Origin of the sequence: Sphingomonas sp. SRS2 (genome assembly GCF_000971055.1) — a bacterium.
In the GTDB taxonomy this organism is placed as follows: domain Bacteria; phylum Pseudomonadota; class Alphaproteobacteria; order Sphingomonadales; family Sphingomonadaceae; genus Rhizorhabdus.
On record NZ_LARW01000092.1, the window covers coordinates 1 to 23,777 of the forward strand.

At 64.5% G+C, this 23,777-nt stretch carries 28 protein-coding genes; 17 read left to right on the forward strand and 11 right to left on the reverse strand.

The genetic code is table 11. From position 1 onward, the window contains the following. Window positions 1-38: 38 nt before the first annotated feature. Window positions 39-701 carry a DUF4136 domain-containing protein gene (locus WP12_RS12515; protein WP_046194128.1) on the reverse strand — a complete coding sequence of 221 codons (663 nt, stop codon included), beginning with the start codon at window positions 699-701 and terminating at the stop codon, window positions 39-41. 199 nt (window positions 702-900) lie between these two features. Continuing rightward, entirely contained in the window at window positions 901-1,359 is a 459-nt protein-coding gene (locus WP12_RS12520) for a helix-turn-helix domain-containing protein (protein ID WP_152663979.1), read from the reverse strand. A gap of 305 nt (window positions 1,360-1,664) precedes the next feature. Between WP12_RS12520 and WP12_RS12525 the strand changes: the two genes are divergently transcribed. From WP12_RS12525 to WP12_RS12535, 3 genes are all read left to right on the forward strand, one after another. Beyond that, window positions 1,665-2,921 carry a hypothetical protein gene (locus WP12_RS12525; protein ID WP_046194057.1) on the forward strand — a complete coding sequence of 419 codons (1,257 nt, stop codon included), beginning with the start codon at window positions 1,665-1,667 and terminating at the stop codon, window positions 2,919-2,921. 78 nt (window positions 2,922-2,999) lie between these two features. After that, complete coding sequence (locus WP12_RS12530; RefSeq protein WP_046194058.1) at window positions 3,000-4,637, forward strand: ShlB/FhaC/HecB family hemolysin secretion/activation protein; 1,638 nt, start codon at window positions 3,000-3,002, stop codon at window positions 4,635-4,637. Between the two features lie 17 nt (window positions 4,638-4,654). Then, window positions 4,655-5,035, forward strand: a complete 381-nt coding sequence (locus WP12_RS12535; RefSeq protein WP_152663981.1) for a hypothetical protein — start codon at window positions 4,655-4,657, stop codon at window positions 5,033-5,035. 24 nt (window positions 5,036-5,059) lie between these two features. On the opposite strand, the gene WP12_RS12540 is transcribed toward WP12_RS12535, so the two are convergent. Then, window positions 5,060-6,376: a dicarboxylate/amino acid:cation symporter gene (locus WP12_RS12540; protein ID WP_046194060.1), complete on the reverse strand. Its 1,317-nt coding sequence runs from the start codon at window positions 6,374-6,376 to the stop codon at window positions 5,060-5,062. A 151-nt stretch (window positions 6,377-6,527) separates the two neighbouring features. Between WP12_RS12540 and WP12_RS12545 the strand changes: the two genes are divergently transcribed. Next, window positions 6,528-7,541 carry an LLM class flavin-dependent oxidoreductase gene (locus WP12_RS12545; RefSeq protein ID WP_046194061.1) on the forward strand — a complete coding sequence of 338 codons (1,014 nt, stop codon included), beginning with the start codon at window positions 6,528-6,530 and terminating at the stop codon, window positions 7,539-7,541. A gap of 21 nt (window positions 7,542-7,562) precedes the next feature. On the opposite strand, the gene WP12_RS12550 is transcribed toward WP12_RS12545, so the two are convergent. After that, complete coding sequence (locus WP12_RS12550; RefSeq protein ID WP_046194062.1) at window positions 7,563-8,219, reverse strand: sulfite oxidase-like oxidoreductase; 657 nt, start codon at window positions 8,217-8,219, stop codon at window positions 7,563-7,565. A 54-nt stretch (window positions 8,220-8,273) separates the two neighbouring features. Beyond that, the gene (locus tag WP12_RS12555; RefSeq protein ID WP_046194063.1) at window positions 8,274-9,551 is read right to left on the reverse strand and encodes a glutamate-5-semialdehyde dehydrogenase; all 1,278 of its coding nucleotides are present in this window, start codon (window positions 9,549-9,551) and stop codon (window positions 8,274-8,276) included. 77 nt (window positions 9,552-9,628) lie between these two features. On the opposite strand from WP12_RS12555, the gene WP12_RS12560 reads away from it, so the two are divergent. Next, window positions 9,629-10,708 carry a DUF3667 domain-containing protein gene (locus tag WP12_RS12560; protein WP_046194064.1) on the forward strand — a complete coding sequence of 360 codons (1,080 nt, stop codon included), beginning with the start codon at window positions 9,629-9,631 and terminating at the stop codon, window positions 10,706-10,708. 49 nt (window positions 10,709-10,757) lie between these two features. Here WP12_RS12560 and WP12_RS12565 read toward each other — a convergent pair whose 3' ends face one another. From WP12_RS12565 to WP12_RS12575, 3 genes are all read right to left on the reverse strand, one after another. Beyond that, window positions 10,758-11,099 carry a hypothetical protein gene (locus WP12_RS12565; protein WP_046194130.1) on the reverse strand — a complete coding sequence of 114 codons (342 nt, stop codon included), beginning with the start codon at window positions 11,097-11,099 and terminating at the stop codon, window positions 10,758-10,760. A 68-nt stretch (window positions 11,100-11,167) separates the two neighbouring features. After that, window positions 11,168-11,350, reverse strand: coding sequence for a DUF1328 domain-containing protein (locus tag WP12_RS12570; protein WP_046194065.1), 183 nt, complete (start codon window positions 11,348-11,350; stop codon window positions 11,168-11,170). Between the two features lie 133 nt (window positions 11,351-11,483). Further along, on the reverse strand, window positions 11,484-11,774 hold the full coding sequence (locus WP12_RS12575) for a BolA family protein (protein ID WP_046194066.1): 291 nt from the start codon (window positions 11,772-11,774) through the stop codon (window positions 11,484-11,486). A 37-nt stretch (window positions 11,775-11,811) separates the two neighbouring features. On the opposite strand from WP12_RS12575, the gene WP12_RS12580 reads away from it, so the two are divergent. Genes WP12_RS12580 through cobT form a run of 4 tightly spaced genes read left to right on the forward strand, consistent with a single transcriptional unit; the run spans window position 11,812 to window position 16,055 of the window. Continuing rightward, window positions 11,812-12,414 carry a J domain-containing protein gene (locus WP12_RS12580; RefSeq protein WP_046194067.1) on the forward strand — a complete coding sequence of 201 codons (603 nt, stop codon included), beginning with the start codon at window positions 11,812-11,814 and terminating at the stop codon, window positions 12,412-12,414. Window positions 12,415-12,445: 31 nt separating this feature from the next. Continuing rightward, window positions 12,446-13,450, forward strand: coding sequence for a cobaltochelatase subunit CobS (gene cobS / locus WP12_RS12585; RefSeq protein ID WP_046194068.1), 1,005 nt, complete (start codon window positions 12,446-12,448; stop codon window positions 13,448-13,450). Next, entirely contained in the window at window positions 13,450-14,217 is a 768-nt protein-coding gene (locus WP12_RS12590) for a tyrosine-protein phosphatase (RefSeq protein WP_046194069.1), read from the forward strand. Before cobS ends, WP12_RS12590 begins: the two co-directional genes overlap by 1 nt. After that, complete coding sequence (gene cobT / locus WP12_RS12595; RefSeq protein WP_046194070.1) at window positions 14,217-16,055, forward strand: cobaltochelatase subunit CobT; 1,839 nt, start codon at window positions 14,217-14,219, stop codon at window positions 16,053-16,055. Before WP12_RS12590 ends, cobT begins: the two co-directional genes overlap by 1 nt. Window positions 16,056-16,198: 143 nt before the next feature. Here cobT and WP12_RS12600 read toward each other — a convergent pair whose 3' ends face one another. After that, window positions 16,199-16,606, reverse strand: coding sequence for a YMGG-like glycine zipper-containing protein (locus WP12_RS12600; RefSeq protein WP_046194071.1), 408 nt, complete (start codon window positions 16,604-16,606; stop codon window positions 16,199-16,201). Window positions 16,607-16,818: 212 nt separating this feature from the next. On the opposite strand from WP12_RS12600, the gene WP12_RS12605 reads away from it, so the two are divergent. Then, window positions 16,819-17,775, forward strand: a complete 957-nt coding sequence (locus WP12_RS12605; protein WP_046194072.1) for an esterase-like activity of phytase family protein — start codon at window positions 16,819-16,821, stop codon at window positions 17,773-17,775. Window positions 17,776-17,964: 189 nt separating this feature from the next. Here the strand turns inward: WP12_RS12605 and rpmB are convergent, their stop codons facing one another. Next, complete coding sequence (gene rpmB / locus WP12_RS12610; protein ID WP_046194073.1) at window positions 17,965-18,258, reverse strand: 50S ribosomal protein L28; 294 nt, start codon at window positions 18,256-18,258, stop codon at window positions 17,965-17,967. A gap of 153 nt (window positions 18,259-18,411) precedes the next feature. On the opposite strand from rpmB, the gene WP12_RS12615 reads away from it, so the two are divergent. From WP12_RS12615 to WP12_RS12625, 3 genes are read left to right on the forward strand one after another with little or no spacing between them, the layout of a single operon-like run. Further along, complete coding sequence (locus WP12_RS12615; RefSeq protein WP_235399121.1) at window positions 18,412-18,729, forward strand: hypothetical protein; 318 nt, start codon at window positions 18,412-18,414, stop codon at window positions 18,727-18,729. Between the two features lie 3 nt (window positions 18,730-18,732). Beyond that, window positions 18,733-18,939: a YqaE/Pmp3 family membrane protein gene (locus WP12_RS12620; RefSeq protein WP_046194074.1), complete on the forward strand. Its 207-nt coding sequence runs from the start codon at window positions 18,733-18,735 to the stop codon at window positions 18,937-18,939. Window positions 18,940-18,971: 32 nt separating this feature from the next. Continuing rightward, window positions 18,972-19,424: a nucleoside deaminase gene (locus WP12_RS12625; RefSeq protein ID WP_046194075.1), complete on the forward strand. Its 453-nt coding sequence runs from the start codon at window positions 18,972-18,974 to the stop codon at window positions 19,422-19,424. Between the two features lie 20 nt (window positions 19,425-19,444). Here the strand turns inward: WP12_RS12625 and WP12_RS12630 are convergent, their stop codons facing one another. Further along, window positions 19,445-20,113 carry an OmpA family protein gene (locus WP12_RS12630; protein ID WP_046194076.1) on the reverse strand — a complete coding sequence of 223 codons (669 nt, stop codon included), beginning with the start codon at window positions 20,111-20,113 and terminating at the stop codon, window positions 19,445-19,447. A gap of 108 nt (window positions 20,114-20,221) precedes the next feature. On the opposite strand from WP12_RS12630, the gene WP12_RS12635 reads away from it, so the two are divergent. The 4 genes from WP12_RS12635 to WP12_RS12650 all read left to right on the forward strand — a co-directional run bounded on the left by WP12_RS12635 (window position 20,222) and on the right by WP12_RS12650 (window position 23,771). Beyond that, the gene (locus tag WP12_RS12635; RefSeq protein ID WP_046194077.1) at window positions 20,222-21,562 is read left to right on the forward strand and encodes a hemolysin family protein; all 1,341 of its coding nucleotides are present in this window, start codon (window positions 20,222-20,224) and stop codon (window positions 21,560-21,562) included. Between the two features lie 198 nt (window positions 21,563-21,760). Continuing rightward, entirely contained in the window at window positions 21,761-22,036 is a 276-nt protein-coding gene (locus WP12_RS12640) for an HU family DNA-binding protein (protein WP_046194078.1), read from the forward strand. A gap of 88 nt (window positions 22,037-22,124) precedes the next feature. After that, window positions 22,125-22,445 (forward strand): hypothetical protein, encoded by a 321-nt coding sequence (locus WP12_RS12645; protein ID WP_046194079.1) that lies wholly within the window; start codon window positions 22,125-22,127, stop codon window positions 22,443-22,445. Between the two features lie 3 nt (window positions 22,446-22,448). Beyond that, on the forward strand, window positions 22,449-23,771 hold the full coding sequence (locus tag WP12_RS12650) for a right-handed parallel beta-helix repeat-containing protein (protein ID WP_046194080.1): 1,323 nt from the start codon (window positions 22,449-22,451) through the stop codon (window positions 23,769-23,771). The last annotated feature ends 6 nt before the right edge of the window (window positions 23,772-23,777 follow it).

A 23,777-nucleotide genomic window follows, 5' to 3' on the forward strand; every position in this document is an offset into this window, starting at 1 on the left:
ACCTAACCCCTCCCTTGGCAGGGAGGGGCTTTTTCATATCACCGCTTCTTGTCCGGCGGCGCGATCGTGATCTTCACCTCTTCGCCCGACTGGCCGGGGAAGTTGGTGAACAGCGCCTCGACCAGATTCGGCACAAGCCGGGGCAGCGCATCGTCGAGCGATCGGGCCTTCGCCTTGCCCTCGAAGACATGCTTGCCGTCGGCACTGCGCTCGATCACCATTTCGGCGTGGCTGGTATAGACGGTGTAGGTGTCGATCTGCTGGCTGTACCAGGGATCGTAGAAGAAAGGGTCCCAACCATAATAGAAGGCCGATCCGTAGCCCCAGCGGCGGCCATAGTGGCCGAAGCCGCCATAGCCCCACGGGCCGAAGGCCGGCCCTGGCGCGGGGCGCGAGACGGTCTTGGGGGTGCCCTTGTCGACGCCATAGTCGAACCTGACGATTAACTCGGGCTTGGCCCCGCCCTCGACCGGGCGATAGCCGTAGGCCGCGAGCCGCTGGCTCACCAGCGTGGCATATTGAGCGAATTCCAGTCCGCCCTCATTGCGGACGTCGACCGGCTGAATCGCGAAGCTTTGCCCTTCGGGAACCGGCAACGCCTGGAAGCGCTGGACATTGGCCTCGAACGGCTGGGTGCAGGCGGAGGCCGCGAGCAGCGCCAGCGGGGCTGCTGCGGCGAGAATCTTGCGAACTATCGGCATCATCAAGCGCCTTATCTTATCCGGGAGCACGAACACCGCTCCGGCTTCAACCTAGTTAAGCCACAGCTTATCGCAAGCTGCGGGTGAACATGGCTTGAACGTCTGACCCGCTGCAGGGTTGCCGGGCGGCCGAACGAACATCATGTCATGGAGATGACGGCGTCCTTGGTCATTTGCCTTGGCGCGGCGTGCGGGCCTTTCAGCTGCCGGTGATGGCTGGCGGGGCAAAGAAGCGCGACATTGCCGCGACCGCCGCCGGGGTGAGCCGCACCATCGTCCGGCGGCCGTCCAGCTCATCGCGATGCCGTTGCAGCATGCCGGCCTCTTCGAGCTCGTCGATCCGGCGCAGCAAGGCGGTGTTGGATTCGTCGAGATGGTTGCGGATCTGCTTGATGCAGAGCTCACGGCCTTCAAGCTGCCCCGCGAAGCACAGCAGCATGATGTCCCAACAGGATTCGCGGAATACCGCCGGAGGAAAGATGCTGCGCTTCGCACGGCGGCTGGACATCGCCGCGCGTGCCTGCGCCAGCAGCGCGCCGCTATCGCTACATGCCGGACGATCCCGGTCCACAGTAACGATCGGCGTAGGCAAGCTCTGCAACTCGACCCTGCCAGAATAGATTTCACTATTTCGGTTCGTAGGCGCAGTATCGTTCACCAAACCTCCCCATTTCGACAGATATTCCGCACCATATCAAGTCAAGTAACGATATGCCCACGCCATCTATATGTATGCTCATGACGGCAGTCATTTGCGAGCAAAGTCCATTACGCAAAGTTGCGTATGGTCTCTTTCTAGTCCGGATTCGGATGGATGGGAACGGCTGATCGCGGCGGATCATTACTGCATTCAATCGGTCAGTGGAGGTTGCGATGTTGACGAATGGATTAAAGGCTGCCTGCGGTATCTTGCTCGCATCAGCCGGCATATTGTCGTTATCGGCATGTGATAGCTCGGGCGGAATGCGCGTTGCCGGTGTCGGCCAGGTGCCGCCGACGCCGGATGACAGTGGTTCGGGCGGCGAGGGAAGTGGCGGCTCCGGCTCGGGTTCGGATTCAGGCTCAGGCTCCGGCGGCTCTGGCTCGGGTGGCGGAACCGGCACGGGCGGCACGGGCGGCGGCACCGGTGGCACCGGCGGTGGGACAGGAGGTACTGGCGGCACCGGTGGCGGCACCGGCGGTACGACATCGGGCCTGCTCGCCAATCTTCCGATTCCCGGTGTGGTTGGTCCTGACGGCGTCGCCGATACCGGCCTTCTCGCCAATACGGGCAATCCGTCGAATACCGGCGCGGTCGGCACGGTGCTCGTTACCGCTGGCAACGCGGTGCTGGGCGTTAATGGCCAGACGCCGACGCTCGTCCAGGCAGTGGATAATGCCGTGCCGGGTTCGGTGCCGATCGCCGGCACGGTCTCGCAGGTGCTAGAATCGACCGGGCAGGCTCTCGTCGATACCGGCGCCGGCAGGACCTATCTGGTCGATGGGTTGACTGCCGCTCTGGGCGAGGCGGTTTCGCTCAATGTCCTGAACAAGGATGTCTTGCCGGGCAGCGGCACCCAACTTGTCGGCACCAGCGTGCTGTCGACGACCCAGAATAGCGGCAGCCTCGCCGCGGTCGGAATCGATGCCGCCGGCAATATCGTCAAGGCGGTGGCTACCCCGCTCGGCACCGACAATGCCACGCTCGTCTCGGCGATCGTTCCCGGCTCGACCGGCGGCCTCACCGGCGCGACGGGCGCACTGGCCGGGGCCACGGTCGGCACGACGCAGGTGCTCGGTACCGGCGGCGCCACCCCGGTCGTCGGTGTCAGCCTCCTCTCGCCGACCCAGACCACGGGCAGCATTGCGACGGTCGGGGTCGGCAGCGCCGGCAATGTCGTCACGGCGGCGGTCGGCCCGGTCGCGGGCGCCGGCGGCGGTGTCACCGGTTCCGGCAGCGTGCTGCCCGGCAGCGGCCTTTCCACGAACGGGCTCACCACGGTTGCGGTTGGCAACACGACAGTGCTCAATGGCGGCGCCAGTCCCGCGATCGGCGCGAGCGTCCTGTCGCCCGTCCAGGCGACGGGATCGGCGGTTACTGCCGGGGCCTTGTCGGCGGGCAATCTGGTGACGGGCACCGTCGGTGCGCTGACCACGCCTTTGACCGGTTCCACGACAACCGGCGGCGCGACGACCAGTTCGGGCAGCCTCCTCGGCGGTCTTCTGAACAAGGGCGGCTGATCTCCTGCGCGGGGCGGAGCATCAGCCCCGCCCCCGCTTCGCCTTCGTCGACAGGGCAATCAACAGGGGATTTCCAACATGACGTCTTGGACCAGGCTCACCGTGGCCGGGCTGTCGCTCGCCGCGCCGATCGCCGCTACCTGCGCGCAATCGCCGCTCATCCTCGATCGCAACCGGGCCGACCGCGTCCAGCCGGTGACGCCTACGCTGCCCGATGCTGCGCAGCAAAGCCCGTCCGCGCCCGCGCCGGTGATCGAGGAAGGTCCGGAACAGACCGGCATCATCATCAAGGCAATCCGCTTCATCGGCACCAAGGCTCCCGAACCCGCCGCGCGCGCCGCCGAGGCCTATATCGGGAAGCCCGCGACCCGCGCGACCTTGCAGCATATCGCCGCGGCGGTGTCGGGCGGCTACGCCCGGGCCGATGTCGCGCTCTATTCGGTGCTGATCCCCAACCAGGATATTTCAGACGGCGTGCTGAGCGTGCTTCTGATCGAAGGGCAGGTCGAACAGGTCGTCGTCACCGACAGATCGACCGGTCGGGCGCGGAAGCTTATCGCGGCGATTGCCCCGCATATGGTCGGCGAGAAGCCGCTGCGGAAGGCGACCCTGCAACGCTACGTCTCGCTGATTCAGGACGTGCCTGGCACGAAGACCGACATCGATATCGTGCAGGGGTCGGCGCGCGGCCTTGTCCGCATTGTCCTCACCGTCCGCGACAAGCGCAACGAGTTCGCCAGCGGCTTCGACAACCGTTCGGGCGCCACCTATCGCGGCGGCGAGTTCACCGCGCGGGCGACGCTCTTCCACCTGTTCCGGGGCGGTGATCAGACCGACGTCAATCTGGGCGCGTCGGCCAATTTCCGGAACTACCGTTATGCTTCGCTGAGCCATTCGACCGCGATAGGCAGCGATGGCGGCCGGCTGGCGCTGTCGCTCGGCTATCTCAAGACCAGGCCGCGCAACACGACGATCACGGGTGACGCCAAGATCGCCGGGCTGACTTACAGCTATCCGCTGATTCGCGATTATAAGCGCAACCTGACGATGTCGGCCGGTTTCGACGGGCTCAACAGCGACAATGCAGCCTTCGGTCAGCTCATCGCCAGCGAGCGCACCCGCGCGGGCCGTCTGGCCCTCGGCTATGTCGAGGCGCTGCCGAAGCGGATGCTGGCGGGTGGCGTCACCGTAAGCCGGGGGTTCGACGTGCTGGGGGCGCGTGTGACCGCTCCGCTTGCCGAAGCCCAGTTCACCAAGGTCAACGCGCGGGCGAGCATCGATCAGGCGATCGGCAAGCGCATGGTCGCACGGCTGCGGGTCAGCGGCCAGTATAGCAAGGACCGGCTCCCCGCCGCCGAGCGCTTCGCGGTGGGTGGGCAGGATTTCGGGCGTGGCTTCGAAGTGGCGGTGATCAGCGCCGACCGGGGGGGCGCCGCGCTGGCCGAGCTTGCGGTCAAGCCACTGATGGGATCGAAGATCTTCGGCGACACCGAACTCTATGGCTTCGTCGACGGCGCGAAGGTTCGCATCTTCGATCGCGGGCCCTTCCCCGGCGGCAGCTATGACCTGTCGTCGGCCGGCGGCGGCGTGCGCCTCGCCTACACCAGCAAGGCCGCACTCTATTTGGAAGGCGCCAAGCCGCTCAATCGGCCTTACGCCGGCTATGACAAGGACTGGCGGATCACGGTCGGGTGGAAGCTGGCGCTGCGGAGCTAAGCGGCGGATTGACCGAGATGTGCCGCCTGGACCATCATGTGCCGATGGAAAAAGACACGATCGGATGGCGCGGTTGGGGCCGTTGGCTGGCCTTTCTGCTCGCCGGGCTGCTCGTCCTGCTGTCGATACCGATGATCTTCGACCACCAGACCGGCGCGTCTGCGGGGTGGAACATCTTCCTTGGGCTGCTGCTCGCCGGTTCGGTCGGCTCGGGCCATCGCCACGCGCCCCGCATCGCTATGATCATCGCGATATTGCTGTTCATCCGTGTGCTGATCGCGGCCGTGTTCGTAACGGATGACAGTCCGCTCCTCCTCGCGCTGACCGTCGAACTCCTGCTCGCCGTCATGGCGGCCGTGGTCGCGCTTGATCTTCGGCATCAGGCGCGAGGCGTCTAGGACGCAGGGAGCTTGATGCAGGCCCTAAGCGTGGGCCAGCACGCCTTCGGCCACCGGCTCTTCCAATATCCCTTCGCGCTTGGCGACGATCATCGGGACGAGAATCTGCCCGGCGACATTGGTCGCGGTGCGGCCCATGTCGAGGATCGGGTCGATCGCCAGCAGCAGGCCCGCGCCTTCGAGCGGCAGGCCGAGGGTCGATAGCGTCAGGGTCAGCATCACCGTCGCCCCGGTGAGCCCGGCGGTCGCCGCCGATCCGAGCACCGAGGTGAAGACGATCAGCCCATAGTCCGTTGGCCCCAGTGACAAGCCGTAAAACTGGGCGACGAAGATCGCCGAGATCGCCGGATAGATCGCGGCGCAGCCGTCCATCTTGGTGGTCGACGCGAGTGGTACCGCAAAAGAGGCGTAGGTGCGGGGCACGCCGAGCAGTTCGGCCGAGCGCTCGGTGACGGGCAAGGTCCCAACCGAGGAGCGCGAGACGAAGCCGAGCTGGATCGCCGGCCAGGCGCCCGCGAAGAAGCGTCGCACCCCGATCCCGTTGAGCAGCAGCAGCGCGGGATAAAGGACGAACAGCACCAGCCCCAGGCCGATATAGACGGCGGCGGCGAACCAGCTGAGCCCGGCCAGCGCATCCCAGCCATATTTGACCACGGCGCTGCCGATCAGCCCGGCGCTGCCGATCGGCGTCAGGCGGATTACCCACCAGAGCAGCCGCCGCATGATCATCAGCAGGCCGCGCACGAAGCCGATGAAGGGTTCGGCGGCCTCGCCCGCCCTGAGCGCCGCGGCCCCGATCGCAATCGACAGGACGATGATCTGGAGGACGTTGAAGTTGAGCGAGGTCGTGACCGCGCCGCCGTCCGCCGTCTTGCTGCTGGCATAGATGCCGAGCGCGTTAGACGGGACAAGACCCTTCAGGAAGTCGAGCCAGCTTCCCACCGTCTTGGGCGCGGCGGCGGCTTCATGGGCAACGCCCGCCGCGACCCCGGGCTGGATGACCAGTCCCAGCGCGATGCCGATCAGCACCGCGATCAGGGCGGTTATCGCGAACCAGAGCAGCGTCTGGCCGACCAGCCGTGCGGCGTTGTTGAGATCGCGCAGGTTGACGATCGAAGTCACGATCGCCGCGAAGATCAACGGCGGCACAAGCGCCTTGAGCAGCTGCACGAAGATCGTCCCGATCAGGTCCAGCGTCTGCGCGAGGCCATTGGGATCGTCCCCGGCCGGATCGATCGATCGCGCGACGAGACCAAGGATCAGGCCCAGAACCATGCCTGCAAGCACCTGCAGGCCGAAGCTGCTGAAAAAGCGGGACTGCGTCTTCGACGGTTGAGCCATGGGAAATCTCGCAGGAGAACTGGCCAGAAGGTGGGACCGGTCCGGGGTCACAACAAACGAGTTTAGCTAATAGCTCCGACAGAGAGTCTATTCCGCTTTGAGATGGTTTTGCGCCGCCCGCGTCCTACATAGGATGCGAACAGGAGTCCCCATGACAGCCCTTTCCATTCTCGATCTGGTCCGCGTGACCGAAGACACCGATGCGCGCGGCGCGCTCGACAATGCCCGCAATCTGGCGGCGCATGCCGAAGGCTGGGGCTATCAGCGTTTCTGGGTCGCCGAGCATCATAATATGGCGGGCATCGCCAGCGCCGCGACGTCACTCGTCATCTCGCACATCGCCGCGGGGACGAAGACGATAAGGGTCGGGGCCGGCGGAATCATGCTGCCGAACCATTCGCCGCTGATCATCGCCGAGCAGTTCGGTACGCTCGAACGCCTATATCCGGGGCGGATCGATCTGGGGCTCGGGCGGGCGCCGGGGACGGACCAGCTGACCGTACGCGCGCTTCGCCGCCACGACTCCGATACCTTCCCTCAGGACGTGCTGGAGCTACAGCATTATTTCGAGCCGGTCCGGCCCGATCAGCGGGTTCAGGCGGTTCCGGCCGCCGGCACGCGGATACCGCTGTGGATATTGGGGTCGAGTACCTTCGGCGCGCAACTCGCCGCCGAGCTGGGACTGCCCTATGCCTTCGCATCGCATTTCGCGCCGCAGTCGCTGATCGCGGCGCTGCGCATCTATCGCGAGCGGTTCAAGCCATCAGCGCAGCTCGATCGGCCTTATGCGGTGGTCGGCGTCAACATCATTGCCGCGGAGACCGATCAGGAGGCGAAGCGGCTGGCGACGACCCAACAGATGTCCTTCGCGAATATCTTCCGCGGCGCGCGCACGCTGAGCCAGCCGCCGATCGATGACATCGAAAGCTATTGGTCGCCGGCCGAGCGCTATCAGGCACAGCAGATGCTCGAACGGTCGATCATCGGTTCACGCGAGACGGTCGCGGCGGGAATCGAGAAGCTGGTCGCCGAAACGGGTGCGGACGAGTTGATGATCGTGTCGGATGTCTACGACCATCAACTGCGGCTGAAATCATTCGAACTGATCGCGGAGGCGGCGGCGGAATCGCGCGGGGCGGCGAAGCCTGTCGAGGCTACCGCCTGACCGCCTGACCGCTTCCCTCCCTCAGCTATAGCGTTCCTCGGCCCAGGGATCGCCGCGCATATGATAGCCGTTTTCTTCCCAGAATCCGGCTTTGTCCGCGCCGAGAAAGTCGATTCCACCGAGCCACTTCGCGCTCTTCCAGAAATAGAGGTGCGGGATCACCAGCCGGACCGGCCCGCCATGTTCGCGGGTGAGCGGCTCGCCTTGCCAGCTATGGACGATGATCGCATCGGCGACCGCGAAGTCGGCGAGCGGCACGTTGGTGGTATAGCCGTCATAGCCGTGCAGCATCAGGTGGCTGGCCTCGTCGCGCGGCCCGACCAGATCGAGCAGGTCGCGCGTCGCGACGCCGGTCCATTCATTGTCGTAGCGCGACCAGGTCGTAACGCAGTGGATGTCTGAACGCGCCTGCGTTTGCGGCAATTCCATGAACGCCGCCCAGTCGAGCGTCAGCGGCTGATCGACCATGCCGCCGATGCGGAGCTTCCAGCGGTCGCGGCTGATGTCGGGCTGTTTGCCGAGATCGAGCACGGGCCAGTCGTTGACGACATGCTGGCCAGGGGGAAGGCGCTCGTCATCCGAACGCTCGGTCTTGCCGGTGATGAATTTGTGCGCATCGGCCCAGATGCGCTTGGTGCGGGTGAGTTTGGTTTCCGGCGGAAGCTTGTCGTCGTCCATAGCCCTACAACCTCTGCCATCCTGAACTTGTTCAACATGACGGCCGATCGGGATTTACGGCCGCAACTGCCCGGTACCGCGCACCAGCCACTTATAGGTTGTCAGCCCCTCGAGCGCGACCGGGCCGCGTGCGTGGAGCCGCCCTGTCGAGATGCCGATCTCCGCGCCCAGCCCGAATTCACCGCCATCGGCGAACTGGGTGGAGGCGTTGTGCATCACGATCGCGCTGTCGACGCCAGTCAGGAAGCGGTCGGCGGTGGGCTGATCCTCGGTGACGATCGCGTCGGTGTGGTGCGAACTGTGGCGGGCGATGTGCGCCATCGCGCCCGCAACCCCATCGACCAGCGCGACCGAGACGATGCTGTCGAGATATTCACAGTCCCAGTCGGCATCCGCGGCGGGCTTGACCCGCGCGTCGAGCGCCAGCGCGGCGGCGTCGCCGCGCACCTCGCAACCCGCGTCGATCAGCGCCGCGACGATCGGCGCAGGCGCGGCATAGGCGCGGTCGATCAGCAACGTCTCGGTCGCGCCGCATACCCCGGTGCGGCGCATCTTGGCGTTGACCGCGAGCGGCAGCGCCTTGGCCGGATCAGCGGCGCGATCGACGTAGAGATGAACGATACCGTCGAGATGGGCGAGCACAGGCACCCGCGCCTCGTCCTGCACCCGCGCGACCAGGCTCTTGCCGCCGCGCGGCACGATGATGTCGATCAGCCCCTGCGCCTTCAGCATCGCGCCGACGGCGGCGCGATCGATGATGGGGACGAGCTGGATCGCATCCTCGGGCAGGCCGGCGGCGCGCACGCCCGCGATCATCGCGGCATGGATCGCGCGGTTGCTGCCCACCGCTTCCGATCCGCCCCGCAATATGCAGGCATTGCCCGACATTAGCGACAGCGCGCCGGCGTCGGCGGTGACGTTGGGCCGGCTTTCAAAGATGATGCCGATCACGCCCAGCGGCACGCGGACGCGCTGAAGGACCAGGCCATTGGGCCGGCTGCTCTCGTCGATCATCCGCCCGACAGGATCGGGCAGGCTGGCAACGGCTTCGAGGCCCGCCGCCATCCCCTCGATCCGCGCGGGATTAAGCGTCAGCCGGTCGATCATTGCGCCCGTCAGGCCATTGGCCTGCGCGCGCGAGACATCCTCGCCGTTGGCCGCCAGGATCGAATCGGCCTGCGCGCGGATCGCGCCCGCCGCTTCCATCAGCGCCTTCGCCTTGTCCGCCGTCGGGATGCCGGCCAGCACCTGTGCGGCGGCGCGCGCGCGGGCGCCCATCTCCGCGATCAGGGCAGAGGCGTCGGTGGGCAGGATGGCAACGGCTTCGGTCATGGTCCGCGCCCTAGCACCTCGGCGCTTTTGGCTAAACCCCACTCGCGCTTCATCGACGGCAATGCTAGCTTTGCGTCATGTCGGGGGAATTCGAAGCCGTCGCCGATGTCGCCACCGGGGCTCTCGCCGCACAAGCGGTCGATGGCGCAGGTGGAAGCCGGCAGGACGGGCACGGACAAAACTGTCTCAACTGCGACGCGGCGCTGATCGGACCGCATTGTCATCGCTGCGGGCAATCGGCGCATATCCACCGCACCGCCGGGGCGCTGTTCCACGATATCGCCCATGGCGTCTTCCATTTTGAAGGGCGCACCTGGCACACAATCCCGCTGCTGTTCTGGCGGCCAGGCGAACTGACCCGCCGTTATGTTCAGGGCGAGCGGAGGCGGTTCGTCTCGCCGATGGCGTTGTTCCTCTTCTCGGTCTTCCTGATGGTCGCGGTGTTCGCCATGGTCGGGGGGCCGTTCATGAACCCCGGGGACGCCACGTCGGTAGCCAAGGCGCGCACCGACGCCGCCAATGATCTCGTCACGCTCGAACGCAGGATCGACGGGTTAAGGGCCGAGAAGAAGGCGCTCCAAGCGAAGGGACAGAGTGCGGCAAAGATCAACGGGCAACTCAATGATCTGGCTTCGGAGGAAGCTGGCCTCCGGCTGATCACCAAGGGCGTGCTGACGCCCGCGGTGAAAAGCGAACCGATCGATGTCGAGAAGGCTGGGCTGAAGACGGGTATTCCCGGGGTCGATCAGATTATCAGCCACGCCGCCGCGAATCCCGAACTGACCGCCTACAAGCTTCAGTCGAGCGCCTATAAATTCTCCTGGGCACTGATCCCGATCTCGCTGCCGTTTATCTGGCTGTTGTTCATGTTCCGGCGCGACGTGGGCATGTACGACCATGCGATCTTCGCGACCTATTCGCTGTCGGCGATGACGCTGATGGTGGTCGCGCTCAGCGTCGCCGCGGCGCTCGGCGTCTGGGCCTCGCTGATCTGGCTGACCCTGCTGATCTTCCCGCCCTGGCATATGTATCGCCAGTTGAAGGATGCCTATCGCCTCGGCTGGTGGGGCGCGTGGTGGAGGATGTGGATGCTGATCTTCGCCGCCTACACCTCGGCGCTGATCTTCTTCATCTTCCTCGTCGCGATGGGGGCGTGACAGGCGGGACCGTCAGACACGTCATCACGGGGAAAAATGAGATGTCGTGCTATTTCGGCAGGCGGCACGTCGGCAGTTTGAGCGTCGCCAGATCCTTGCAGGGGCGGACCTGCACCGATCCGTCGAGGCCAATGAACGCGCCGTAAGTTGCGCCGCGATCACAGCTCACCGTCCACATTTCGAGATTTTTATATGGCCCCTGATAGGCCACCGGGCCGATCCGCCGGCAATATTGGTTACCATCGAGCACTGCGCGGCGCAGCACCGCGCGCTGGCGATATTCCGGCAGTTTCTTGAGCTGGTCGCTGAAATCATTCTTCAGCGCCACCGCGGGGCCGCCAGCGAACAGGATGGGGACGAGGGCGACGAGCAGGGCGGAGGCGATCTTCATGACAGTGTCCATAAACGAACAGGGCCGCGCCGCACAGGTGCGACGCGGCCCATCACGCAACGAAACGTCTATACGGCGTCGCGAATCTTCTTGCCCGCGAACAGCGCGAGCAGCGCGAAGATGATGAACAGGGCGATCGCGATGAAGAACAGTATCTTGGCGATGCCCACAAAAGCGCCGCCCACGCCGCCGAAACCCAATGCGCCCAGCGCGAGCCCGACCACCAGAAAGATAAGCGCCCATTTCAGCATCGAGATCACTCCTGTTGAATATTGGAGGCTGAAACGGGTGGGTTGGCTTTGGGTTCCATTAGGTTGGATGGCGTAACAAATACGGTCCCGGGCAGCGCCTGGCCCACGCCTTCGAGGGAACGGCGATCGAGGGCTATTCCCCCGGCGCGCGTGCCTTGATCGCCAGCGCATGAATCTTGTCGCGTAGCAGATCGGCCAGCGCGCTGTTGACTGCGCGCTGGCGGGCGACCCGGTTGAGGCCGGCGAACTGCGGACACTCGATTTCGACGGTGAAATGGCTCTCGCCGGACCCGTCATGCCCCGCATGGCCGCGATGCTTTTCGCTGTCGTCGATCACGGCGAGCCGCGATGGCGACAGCGCCGCTTCGAGTAGGCGGTAAATTTCGGCCGCAACGGGGCCGACTCCGGTGGGAAGTTCGCTCATTCGCCCTATATAGGGGCAAGGAAGAAAGAGGCGAGACTTGAGCGAAGACTTTGCGGCCCGGCGGGCGCGGACCCGGTTTCACGGGCGGATAGACGATGCGCGCAATGCCTGCATGCACCCCGGTTGCGATCAGCCGGGTGAGTTTCGCGCACCTGCGGCAGAAGGGCGGCGATCCGGATTCGACGGACCAGGCAACTGGCGCTGGTTCTGCCTTGACCATGTCCGTGCCTTCAACAGCGGTTATAATTTCTTCGAGGGGATGAGCCCGGACGAGATCGAGGCACAGCAGACTCCCTATGCCGGATGGGAGCGCGAAACCCGTGCCTTTTCCGCCGGCGCCGGGGACAAGCCGCGCTGGGCCGATTTCGTCGATCCCCTTGATGCGATCGGCGCGAAGTTCGCACGGGCCGTCGACCGCGAGCGTCAGGACGGGCGGCCCCTGTCGGATGGCGACCGCCGTGCTCTGAAGGTGCTGGGATTGGGCCAGGAGGCCGATCGCCGGGCGCTTCGCTCGCGCTATGCCGAACTGGTCCGCCGCTATCATCCCGACCGGAATGGAGGCGACCGCAGCCACGAGAAGGCTTTGCAGGACGTGATTTCGGCTTATACGCAGCTCAAAGCCCGTCCTGCCTTCGCATGAGCAGCATAACGATCCGCATAAGGTTCCCGTCATGACCGACCTGTCCAACGTCCAGCCCGACAGCCGCACCGACACGGTGCTGGACGCACCCGACCGCATGGTGAAGGTGCGCGAGGTCTTCGGCATCGACAGCGACATGGAAGTGCCCGCTTTTTCCGAGTCCGACGAGCGTGTGCCCGATTTCGATCCGGCCTATGTGTTCGATCCGGACACCACCCTCGCGATCGCGGCGGGCTTCGCGCATAATCGGCGGGTGATGGTCCAGGGCTATCACGGCACCGGTAAGTCGAGCCATATCGAGCAGGTCGCGGCCCGCCTGAAGTGGCCGTGTATCCGCATCAATCTCGACGCGCATATCAGCCGCATCGATCTGGTCGGCCGAGATGCGATCGTGCTGCGCGATGGCCAGCAGATCACCGAATTCCGCGAAGGCCTGCTCCCCTGGGCTCTGCAGACGCCGACCGCTCTGGTGTTTGACGAATATGACGCGGGCCGCCCCGATGTGATGTTCGTGATCCAGCGCGTGCTGGAAACCGAAGGCAAGCTAACCCTGCTCGATCAGAACCGGGTTATCCGCCCGAACCCCTGGTTCCGGCTGTTTTCTACCGCGAACACGGTCGGGCTGGGCGACACTAGCGGGCTCTATCATGGCACCCAGCAGATCAATCAGGGCCAGATGGACCGCTGGAACATCGTCGTCACGCTCAACTATCTGCCGGCGGCGACTGAGGCGCAGATCGTCCTCGCCAAGTCGGGCGAATATGACAAGCCGGAGGGCAAGAAGGTCGTCGATAATATGGTGAAGGTGGCCGATCTCACCCGCCAGGGCTTCATGGCCGGCGACATTTCGACGGTGATGAGTCCCCGGACCGTCATAAGCTGGGCGCAGAATGCGCTGATCTTCAACGATGTCGGCTTCGCCTTCCGCCTGTCCTTCCTCAACAAGTGCGACGAGAGCGAGCGCACGCTGGTCGCCGAATATTATCAGCGGGTGTTCGGCAAGGATCTGCCGGAGAGCGTCGTCGGAAAGGCATGATGAGCGATATGTCGCCTCTCCTGCCGCTCGAGGGCGGATTCAACCTTCGCGATATGGGCGGCTACCGGACGGCCGATGGCCGCACCGTCAAGCGGGGCATGTTGTTCCGTTCGGGGGTGATGTCGTTGCTGACCGAAGCCGACGAGGCGCATCTCGCGGGGCTCGGCATCGCGACGGTCTGCGACTTGCGACGCCCCGGCGAACGCAAACGCGATCCGACCCGCTGGTGCGAACCGGCCGGCGCTTTCTACTGGTCGCGCGACTATAGCGAATCGAGCGGCGTGCTGGGCGAGTTGCTGCGTGGCGCGGTGCCGAACGCCGAACGCATGCGCGAGATGATGATAGATCTCTATCGCGAGATCCTCGTCGATCATGCGCCTTCCTATCGCTTCCTGTTCGACCGGCTGGCGAACGGCCATGTGCCGCTGCTGTTCAACTGCTCGGCAGGCAAGGACCGGACCGGGGTAGGCGCGGCGCTTATTCTGGCGGTGCTGGGCGTGGAGCGTTCGGCGATCGTCGAGGATTATCTGCTGACCAATCGCTTTGCCGATTTCGACCGGCTGCTCGCAAGCGGGGGCGCCGGGATCGGCCGCTATAGCGAGATCGATCCGGCGGTGTTGCAGCCTCTGTTTGCCGCCGACGGCGCCTATCTCGACACCGCCTTCGACAGTCTCGATCGCGATCATGGCGGAATCGACGCCTATCTGGCGACGATCGGCGTCGATGACGCCGCGAAAACCCGCTTGCGCGAGTTGCTGCTCGACTGATGGCCGAACAGTCGCCCATCGAAAGCTTTCGCCTTGTCCTTGGCGGTACCGCCAGGGCGATGGCGCACGAGCCCGAACTCGAACTGAATTTCACGGCCGAAGCACCCTCGGCATCGTACAAGCAAATCCGCGTGCGGATGCCGCCGCGCAACCTGCCCGCGCAGGCGGTGGCCGAGGCACGCGGTTTCGCGGACGGCTTCGCGCTGAAGATGCGTCATCATGATCAGGCGATCCATGATCGTACCGCTCCCGCCGAGCCGGTCGCGCGCGCGGTGCATGACGCGGTCGAGCAGGCTCGGGTCGAGGCGATCGGATCCCGCGCGATGGCCGGCGTGCGCGCCAATCTTGGTCAGGCGCTGGAGATGCGGCTGCGTTCCGATCCGCTGGTGCGCGCCCGGGTACGCGAGGAAGTGCCGCTGTCCACCGCGGTCGGCCTGCTGGTGCGCCAGCGGCTGACCGGCGAAGCGCCTCCCGAGATCGCCGAGGCGGGATTGTCGCTGGTCCGCGACTGGATCGAGGAGAAGGCGGGCAGGGATCTCGATGCGCTCGAAATGGCGTTCGACGATCAGGCGGCCTTTGCGAAGCTGGTCGGCCGGCTGCTCGAAGATCTCGATCTGACTCAGGGCGAACAGATGCCCGAGACCGATCCCGAGACCGGCGATAACGACGAAGGCGAGGAGCAGGACGAGGGCCAGGACCAGCAGGACGAAGGCGAGGAGGCCGGCGGTTCGAGCGATTCGGAGGTCGAGACCCGCGCGGAACAGTCCGAGGGCGGCGACGAGGATGGCGAACAGCGCCAGCTCGACCAGAGCGACGCCTCCGACATGGACAGCGACTTCGGCGATGACGGGGAAGAGGGGATGATGCCGGTGCGGCCCAACCGGCCGATGTCCGATCTGCCGCCGGGCTTCGATTACCACGCCTATACCAGCCAATATGACGAGGAGATCGCCGCCACCGAGCTGTGCGACGAGGAAGAGCTGACGCGGCTGCGCGCCTATCTCGATCAGCAGCTCACCCACCTTCAGGGCGCGGTGACGAAGCTCGCCAACCGGCTGCAACGACGGCTGATGGCGCAGCAGAACCGCAGTTGGGACTTCGACCAGGAGGAGGGGCTGCTCGATGCGGCGCGGCTCGCCCGTGTCGTGATCAATCCTGCTCATTCGCTGAGCTACAAGATCGAGCGCGACATCGATTTCCGCGACACGGTGGTGACGCTGCTGATCGATAATTCAGGGTCGATGCGCGGACGGCCGATCTCGATCGCGGCGATCTGTGCCGATATCCTCGCCCGCACGCTCGAACGCTGCGCGGTCAAGACCGAGATATTGGGTTTCACCACCCGCGCCTGGAAGGGCGGCCAATCGCGCGAGGCGTGGCTGGCGGCGGGGCGTCCGTCCGCGCCGGGCCGGCTCAACGATCTGCGTCACATCGTCTATAAGAAGGCCGACGAGCCCTGGCGGCGCGCGCGCAAGTCGCTTGGGCTGATGATGCGTGAGGGGCTGCTCAAGGAGAATATCGACGGCGAGGCGTTGCTCTGGGCGCATAGCCGGCTGATCGGGCGGCGCGAGGAGCGCAAGATATTGATGGTGATATCGGACGGCGCGCCGGTCGACGATTCGACACTGTCGGTGAACAACGGCTCCTATCTCGAACGGCACCTGCGCCAGATGATCGGCTGGATCGAGAATCGCTCCCCGATCGAACTATGCGCGATCGGCATCGGCCATGACGTCACACGCTATTATCAGAAGGCCGTGACGATCATGGACGTCGAGCAGCTCGGCGGCACGATGGTCGAGCAGCTCGCGGGATTGTTCGATTTAGAGACACGCTAGGTGCGTCATGCCAGCCCAGGCTGGCCGCCCAGCATGTGAGGGCTCAAACAAACGTCGAAGGGCCGCCGGCTCCTCCAGCGAGACCGGCGGCCCTTCTCCCCACAACGCCACGCGGGGAACTGTAATGTGGTGGTCTCGGTCGATCAGCAGTTGCGGTCGATCGCCCGGCCGGCCAGGGCGCCTACGCCCGCGCCGATGATGGCGCCGGTGGTGCCGTCGCTGCGGTCATAGCGGCCATTGCCGATCTCGTTGCCAAGCAGGCCACCCGCAATCGCGCCGAGGATCGTGCCGCCGGTGCCCTTGTCGCGGCAGCGGCCACGATTGTCCCGGCCATAATAGCGGCTGCGCTCGCCATAGGCGCGGCGCTCGCCATAATAGCGGTCACCCCGATAGCGATCGCCCCGATATTCCCGGCCATAATAGCCGCGGTCGCGGTCGTGACGGACCTGCTCATAGCGGCCGCCATAATATTGAGCCTCGGCTGCGACGGGGGCCACAGCCGTGGCGAGGGCCGCAGAAGCAGCGGCGGCCATGAGAAACTTACGCAACATAAAAACCTCCTTGTCTCAACCGCGTGCTCCGCTGTGCGGAACCCGTCGAAACGGCCAACAGGGCCTGATCGATGACGCCCTTATTCCATGAGTCGCGTGAGCCCTTGCTGAACATGGATGTTGGCGATTGTTCATCTTCGCGGAACGACCGGGACGTCCAGGCGCTGCCAAAGTCCTTGGGAAATCGGCGACGAACCGGTATCGGGCGCGCCATGAAGAAGGCGCTGGCCGCATTGCTGTTCTGCCTGGTGCCGGGGTCGGCGGGTTTCCCGCAGGCGGCGAACGTTCCCGTGGTCGCGACGCCGATCGCGATCGATCCTGACGATCCCGCGCACCGTAAGTTCGGGCGGCTGCGCTATGTGGCGGGCTGGCATCTCACCAGCCGCCAGCGCAATTTCGGCGGCTACTCGGCATTGCGGGTTGAGGGCGACCAGATTCTCGCGCTGGCCGATACCGGCGATCATATGCGCTTCCGCCTGTCGCCGGACGGCGTCCTCAGCGACACCCGCTTCGGTCGGCTGACCATCCTGCCCTCTTATCGCGGCGATCGCGGCGATCGCGATTCGGAATCGATGACCTTCGGCCCCGAGGGCGACATCTGGGTCGGCTTTGAACACGGCAACGCGATCCTGCGCTATGCTCCGGAGTTCAAGGAGCTGATCGGAATGGCCTTTCCACCGGCAATGCGGAAATGGTCGCCCAATTCCGGTGCCGAAGCGATGACGCGGCTCGACGGGGGACGATTCGTCGTCTTCGCGGAGGGGCAGGCAGTCGCCCCGCATGTCCATGCCGCGCTACTTTTTCCGGGCGATCCGACCAATCCCAAGAATGTCCCTTTCAGCTTCGGCTATCGTCCGCCGCTCGGTTATGTGCCGACCGATGCGCAGCAACTTCCCGACGGAAGAATCGCGGTGCTCCATCGCCATTTCAGCCTGTTCGAAGGCTTCTGGACCGCCATCGCCCTGGTCGACCCCGCCGCCATCAAACCGGGGGCAACTGTTACAGGCGAGCTGATCGCGGAGCTCAAACCCCCGCTCAACGTCGACAATATGGAAGGGCTCAGCATCACCCGCGAAGGCGGCAGGACGATGATGTGGATCATCTCCGACGACAATCAGGTGCCCGTCGAGCGGACGCTGCTGCTCAAGTTCGAGCTGATGGAGCGGTAGCCTTGACCCGTCATCCTCGCGAAAGCGGGGATCAATGGCTGCGGCTCATCCCGCGCAGGCCATCGCTTTCCAAGGAGGCCTACAGCGCGGGAATGAGGAAAATCGAGGCATGATGCCCGAACGCGACAAAGCCGGACCGCGCTGCGATCCGGCTTTGTAATCCGCTACCCCGCCGAAGCGGAGGAAAGATCAGGCTGCGACGGCCTGCTGCTTCTTGGCGATTTCGCGCTTCAGGCGGCGAGCGCGCAGCGAGAGCGAATCGTCCGAGGTCTTGAGCAGCCAGTTGTCGAGGCCGCCGACATGCTCGACCGAACGCAGGCCGTGGGTCGAAACCTTGAGCTTGACACCGACGCCGAGCGAATCGGAGATCAGCGTGACATTCTGCAGATTCGGCAGAAAGGTCCGCTTGGTCTTGTTGTTGGCGTGGGACACGTTGTTGCCCACTAGACGGCCCTTGCCGGTCAGCTCGCAGATGCGCGACATTTCACTTCGTCCTGATGTTCGGGTTAGCCCGGAAAGTCGCGGCGGATAGCTGCCATGGGGAGATTCGTCAAGCCGCGCGGCCGCGCCGATGCAACTCTCCGTCACAATGATCGTTGTTGGGGCTCCGATACAAGTATCCGAGGAGTGCCCAAGGTGAACACGACCCGCGAACCCTATACCGAATACCCCGCGCGCAACAACGGTGCCCGGGTGGGCATCATCGTCGCCGTCATCGCCATCCTGGCGGTCATCGCGGCTTTTGCCTTCGGGCTGATCGACATCAACCAGACCAAGGAAGCCAAGGCTCCCGACGTTTCGGTATCGGGCGGTCAGGCACCGGCCTTCGATGTCGACACGGCGAAGGTCGACGTTGGCACCAAGGCGACCGACGTAACCGTGCCCAAGGTCGAGGTCGGCACCACCGAGGAGCAGATCAAGGTTCCGACGGTCGACGTTCAGAAGGCCAACTGATCCATGGCGCGGCAGCAGGTATCGACAGCACCCATTTCGCCCTGGGCGGTGGTGGCGGCGATCCTGCTGCCGCCGCTTGGCGTGTTTATGGTGCGCGGCATTACCCCGGCCTTCTGGCTGACGGTCGTGCTGACCCTGATAGCGTGGTTGCCCGGCGTGGCGATCGCGCTGGCGCTCCTGCTGATTCCGGAGCGGATCCCCATCCGCTAGCGTTTCAGCGAATCGCTCCGTAGAGCGGAGTGATGAGCATTTTGCTGCCCTATCCGATGCGGCTGGCGCTCGATCTCGCGATCGAGGCTGCAGCACATGGCGAAGTGCCCGTGGGCGCGGTCGTCATGCGTGGTGACGATGTCATCGCCGCCGCAGCCAACCGGATGAGCGGCGGAACCGATCCCACCGCCCATGCCGAGATCGAGGCAATCCGTGTGGCATCCGCCAGGATCGGATCGCAGCGGCTCGAACATTGCGATCTTTATGTAACGCTGGAGCCCTGCGCGATGTGCGCGGGAGCGATATCCCACGCCCGTTTGCGCCGCCTATATTATGGAGCGGACGACCCCAAGGGCGGCGCGGTGGCTTATGGGCCGCGCTTCTTCGCGCAGCCGACCTGCCATCACCGGCCGGAAGTCTATGGCGGGATCGGCGAGATCGAATCCGCAGATTTGCTACGGGGGTTTTTCGCGGCAAGGCGGTAAGGCCTTGCCGCGAGTGCCGATCAGATTTCGCCAGCCTTGACCGGTACGATCTTGATCTCGACGCGGCGGTTCTTCTGACGGCCGTCCGCGGTGGCGTTGGAAGCGACGGGCTGACGCGATCCAAAGCCCTGTGTACCGATCCTTGCCGCCGCGACGCCATGGCTCGACAGATAGTTGGAGACGGCTTCGGCTCGGTTGCGCGACAATGGCTCGTTGACCGCGTCCGATCCGGTCGAATCGGTGTGACCGTAAACATCGACATAGGTCTGGTTATATTCGGCCAGCGTTGCAGCAACCTTGTCGAGCGTGCTGCGAAACTGCGGCTGCACATTGTAGCTGTTGGTCGCGAAAGTTATGCCCGAGGGCATGTTGAGCAGCAGCTCGTCGCCCTGACGCTCGATCTCGACACCCGAGCCGGCTGTCTGCTGGCGCAGCTTGGCTTCTTGCCTATCCATATAGGCCCCGATTGCGCCACCGGCGATCGCGCCGATCCCCGCGCCGACGATTGCTTCGGTCCGGTTGCGCTTGCCACCTACCAGCGCGCCAGTGCCCGCGCCGAGCGCTGTACCCGCAAGCGCGCCGATGGCCGCCTTGGACAATTTGCGCTCCCCGGTCTCCGGATTGGTGACGCAGCCCGCCAGTAGCGTCGACGCCGCCAGGATTGCCATCATTGTCTTCGCGCTTTTCATCTTCGCTCTCCTGCAGGTTGGTTCGTGCGGAAGAACTGCCCGGCAATGAAATTGTTTCACAGGCGTGCCGAATCGCATCGGCAGTTGTGAAAAACTCGAATCCACTGCATGAACGTCGTCAGCGCCATGCCGCAGCCTATTCCCCCATCCCCATTTCCCTGGTTCGACCTGGTGATCATCATCGCCCTGGTTGCGCTCAACGGGGTTTTCGCGATGTCCGAACTCGCGATCGTCTCGGCGCGCAGGGCGCGCATGGAAGCGATGGCGCGCGCCGGCCGGCGCGGCGCCCGCACGGCGATGGAACTCGCCGCCGATCCGGGCAAATTCCTTTCGACCGTGCAGATCGGGATCACGCTGATCAGCATTCTCTCGGGCGCCTATTCGGGGGCAAGCCTGGGCGGGCCGGTCGGCGAGCGCCTTGTCCTGATCGGCGTATCCGCCGAAAGCGCGCCTGAAATCGGGTTCGGCCTTGTGATAGCGGTGACGACCTTCGCCTCGCTGATCATCGGCGAGTTGGTGCCAAAACAGTTCGCATTGCGCGCGCCCGAGCCGATAGCAGCGATGATGGCGGTGCCGATGCTGTGGCTGTCGCGACTGACCGCGCCGTTGGTCTGGTTGCTTGATCGCACCAGCGCGCTCATCTTCCATATATTGGGCCTCGATCGTGAGACCGAGAATCACGTCACCGCGGAGGAGCTCCACCTGATCGTCGCCGAGGCGTCGTCGGCCGGGGTGATCGAGGAGAGCGAGCGTGCGATAATCTCGGGCGTCGTGCGTCTCGCCGATCGCCCGGTTCGTGAGGTGATGACGCCGCGCACCGAGGTCGAGTGGATCGACATCAACGCCGATCCGGACGCCATTCGCGCCCTGATCGCCGAGATGCCGCACAGCCGCATGCCGGTGGCGGACGGCTCGGTCGACGAGATCATCGGCGTCATCCACTCTCGCGATCTCGTGCGCATCCTCGTCAATGGCGGGCCGATCGACCTGCGCGCGATCATGCTCAAGGGCATCTTCATCCCCGACCATGTCGATGCGATGGACGCGCTGAAGGCGCTGCGCGAGGCCGAAGTGCCGATGGCCTTCATCCATGACGAATACGGCCATTTCGAAGGATTGGTGGCGCCGGCGAACCTGCTTGCCGCGATCGCCGGCGAGTTCGCTTCGGATCAGGATGAGGATACCGATCCTCCGCTGGTCGAGCGCGAGGACGGAAGCTGGCTCGTCTCGGGCACGCTCGCCGCCGACACCATGGCCGACCGGTTGGGCATGAGCCTGCCCGAGGACCGCGATTTCGCTACGGTTGCGGGCTTCGCGCTATGGCGACTCAAGCACCTGCCGACCACCGGTGAGTCGTTTTCGCACAAGGGCTGGCGGTTCGAGATCGTCGATATGGATGGCCGCCGCATCGACAAATTGCTCGCGACACCCGTAAAAGCCGGGAACTGACTCCCCAAAGTTCCGCAATGCGTCGTGTTGAACGGGCGTCTCGTCGAAAAAAATGCTCCGAATTCGAGCGGCATCGGTTTTTTTCGAGTTTTCGAGCCAGTTTCCAATTGCCCCAATGAAAAACGCCGCGCACAAGAGGCGCCTTGCGTTGCTTCGGCGGCGTAAAGCCAGTTTATCAAGCAAAGACCAGGAGTGATCATGAACACTGCCGACATCGCAGGCGTTGTCGCCGCCGAACAGGGTATCGACAAGGCCGCTGCAAAGCGCGTCATCGACGCCACCCTCAAGGCGATCACAGACGCCGCCAAGAAGGGTGATGAAGTTTCGCTGCCGGGCTTCGGCAAGTTCAAGGTCGCCGATCGTCCGGCGCGCGAAGGCCGTAACCCGGCCACCGGCGCGACCCTGACCATCGCGGCTTCGAAGAAGGTTTCCTTCACGCCTGCAAAGGCGCTCAAGGATGCGCTGAACGGCTGATCCGGACCGGCGGCGTCTCCAGCGCCGCCGCCATCGGCACAGGATAAGGGGCGGCAGCGATGCCGCCCCTTATTTGTTTGGAGCGGTGATGCGGGACGAGGTCGAATCCAACTGGCGCGGCGCGGTGCTGGTGTGCGGCAAGTGCACGCGCAAGCTGCGCGGTGGCTTCGGCAAGCACGGCCGCACCCCGCTCGCCACCGCATGGCGCAAGCTCGGCAACGGAAAGAAGGGTCGTAAGGCCGATTTCGGCGTGATCGAGACCGGATGCCTCAAGCTCTGCCCGAAGGGCCGGGTGGTGGTGGTCGACACGCGGCAGCCGGATCGCTGGCTGCTCGTCGAGCCGGGCACCCCCGTCGAGGACGTCGCGGCACGGCTGGGAGTGCCGTCGCAGGCCAAGGGCAGCGGCTAGGCCATGTCCGCCAACCGGCCCAAGCGCCTTTTCCGCATCACCGATGCGCCATTCAACGCGACGGGCGACGGCATTGCCGACGATAGCACGGCGATACAGGCGGCAATCGCGGCGGCGGGCGTAACCGGTGGCACGATATGGTTTCCCCCCGGTCGATTCCGGCATGCAGACACGCTCGCGTTGCCCAGCGATATCGAACTGGCCTTCGCCGACGACGCCGAGCTGATCTTCACCAACAGCGCTACGCGCAACGCCATCACGGCAACGGGCAAGAGCCGGATCGTCTTCAGTGGCGCCAGGCTCACAGGCTCGGGCGCTGCGGGCCGTTCGGCAGTCCTGCTCACCGGTTGCCACGATATCAGTTTTGACAATTGCGTCATCACAAGGTCGGGGTCGATGGCGATCCAGCTGGAACGCTGCTCGTCCGTCAAGGTCGACGGCTCAAACCTGTCTAATAACTACTATTATGGCATTTCCGACCGGGATGGCGTCGGCAACCGCTTCATCGACAATCTATGCGCCTCGAATGGCGATACCGGCGTGGCGACCTCGGCAGGTGGTCGCGGGATCAACCTGTGGCGGTGCATCAACAACCATGTTGCCGGCAACCGCCTCGTTTCGAATACCGAATATGGTTTTCGTATCTATTCCGAAGCCGCGGACACTTCGCCGAGCTCCGGAAACATCGTCGCCGGCAATTATTTTTCGGACAATGTCCGCAGCGATCTGGTGCTGTATGACGAGAGCCTGACGGGTTCGCTGGTCCTCAAGAACGTCATCGCGGACAACGTCTCCGTGCGTACCGTCGATACTACGCTGGGCATCGTCTTTCTGCTCCACGGCGGGCAAAACATCATCGATAATAACCATGCCCGCAGCGGCGCATTCAGCGCGGATGCCGCCTTCAGCTTCTATCATAGCTTCGACTGCGTGATGCTGAATTGCTCGGCCACGCGATTTGCCCAGGCCGTCTCTTTCAGTGGTTCCGAGCGGATCACGGTCGACAACTTCCTTGGAGACGGCGTTGGCAAAGCGGCCACCATTCTCCTGAAGGACATCACGATCCGCAACAGCCGCTTTGTTCATGGTGGTGCGGGGACAACCGACATCGCGATCGACCTTACCAACACGCCGATCGGCCGGAACTGGATCGATGGTTGCCGTTTCGATGGATTCCACACCGGCATTTATACGGTGGACGTCGCCGTTTCGCTTTTCCGTAACAAGACCGTCAACAGTGGCTTTGCCGGGTTCCGGAAGGGTGGACATGTGACGAGCGTTGTCGAACTTGCCGACAACGAATGGGATAAAGTGGAGGCGAATTGATCGGCT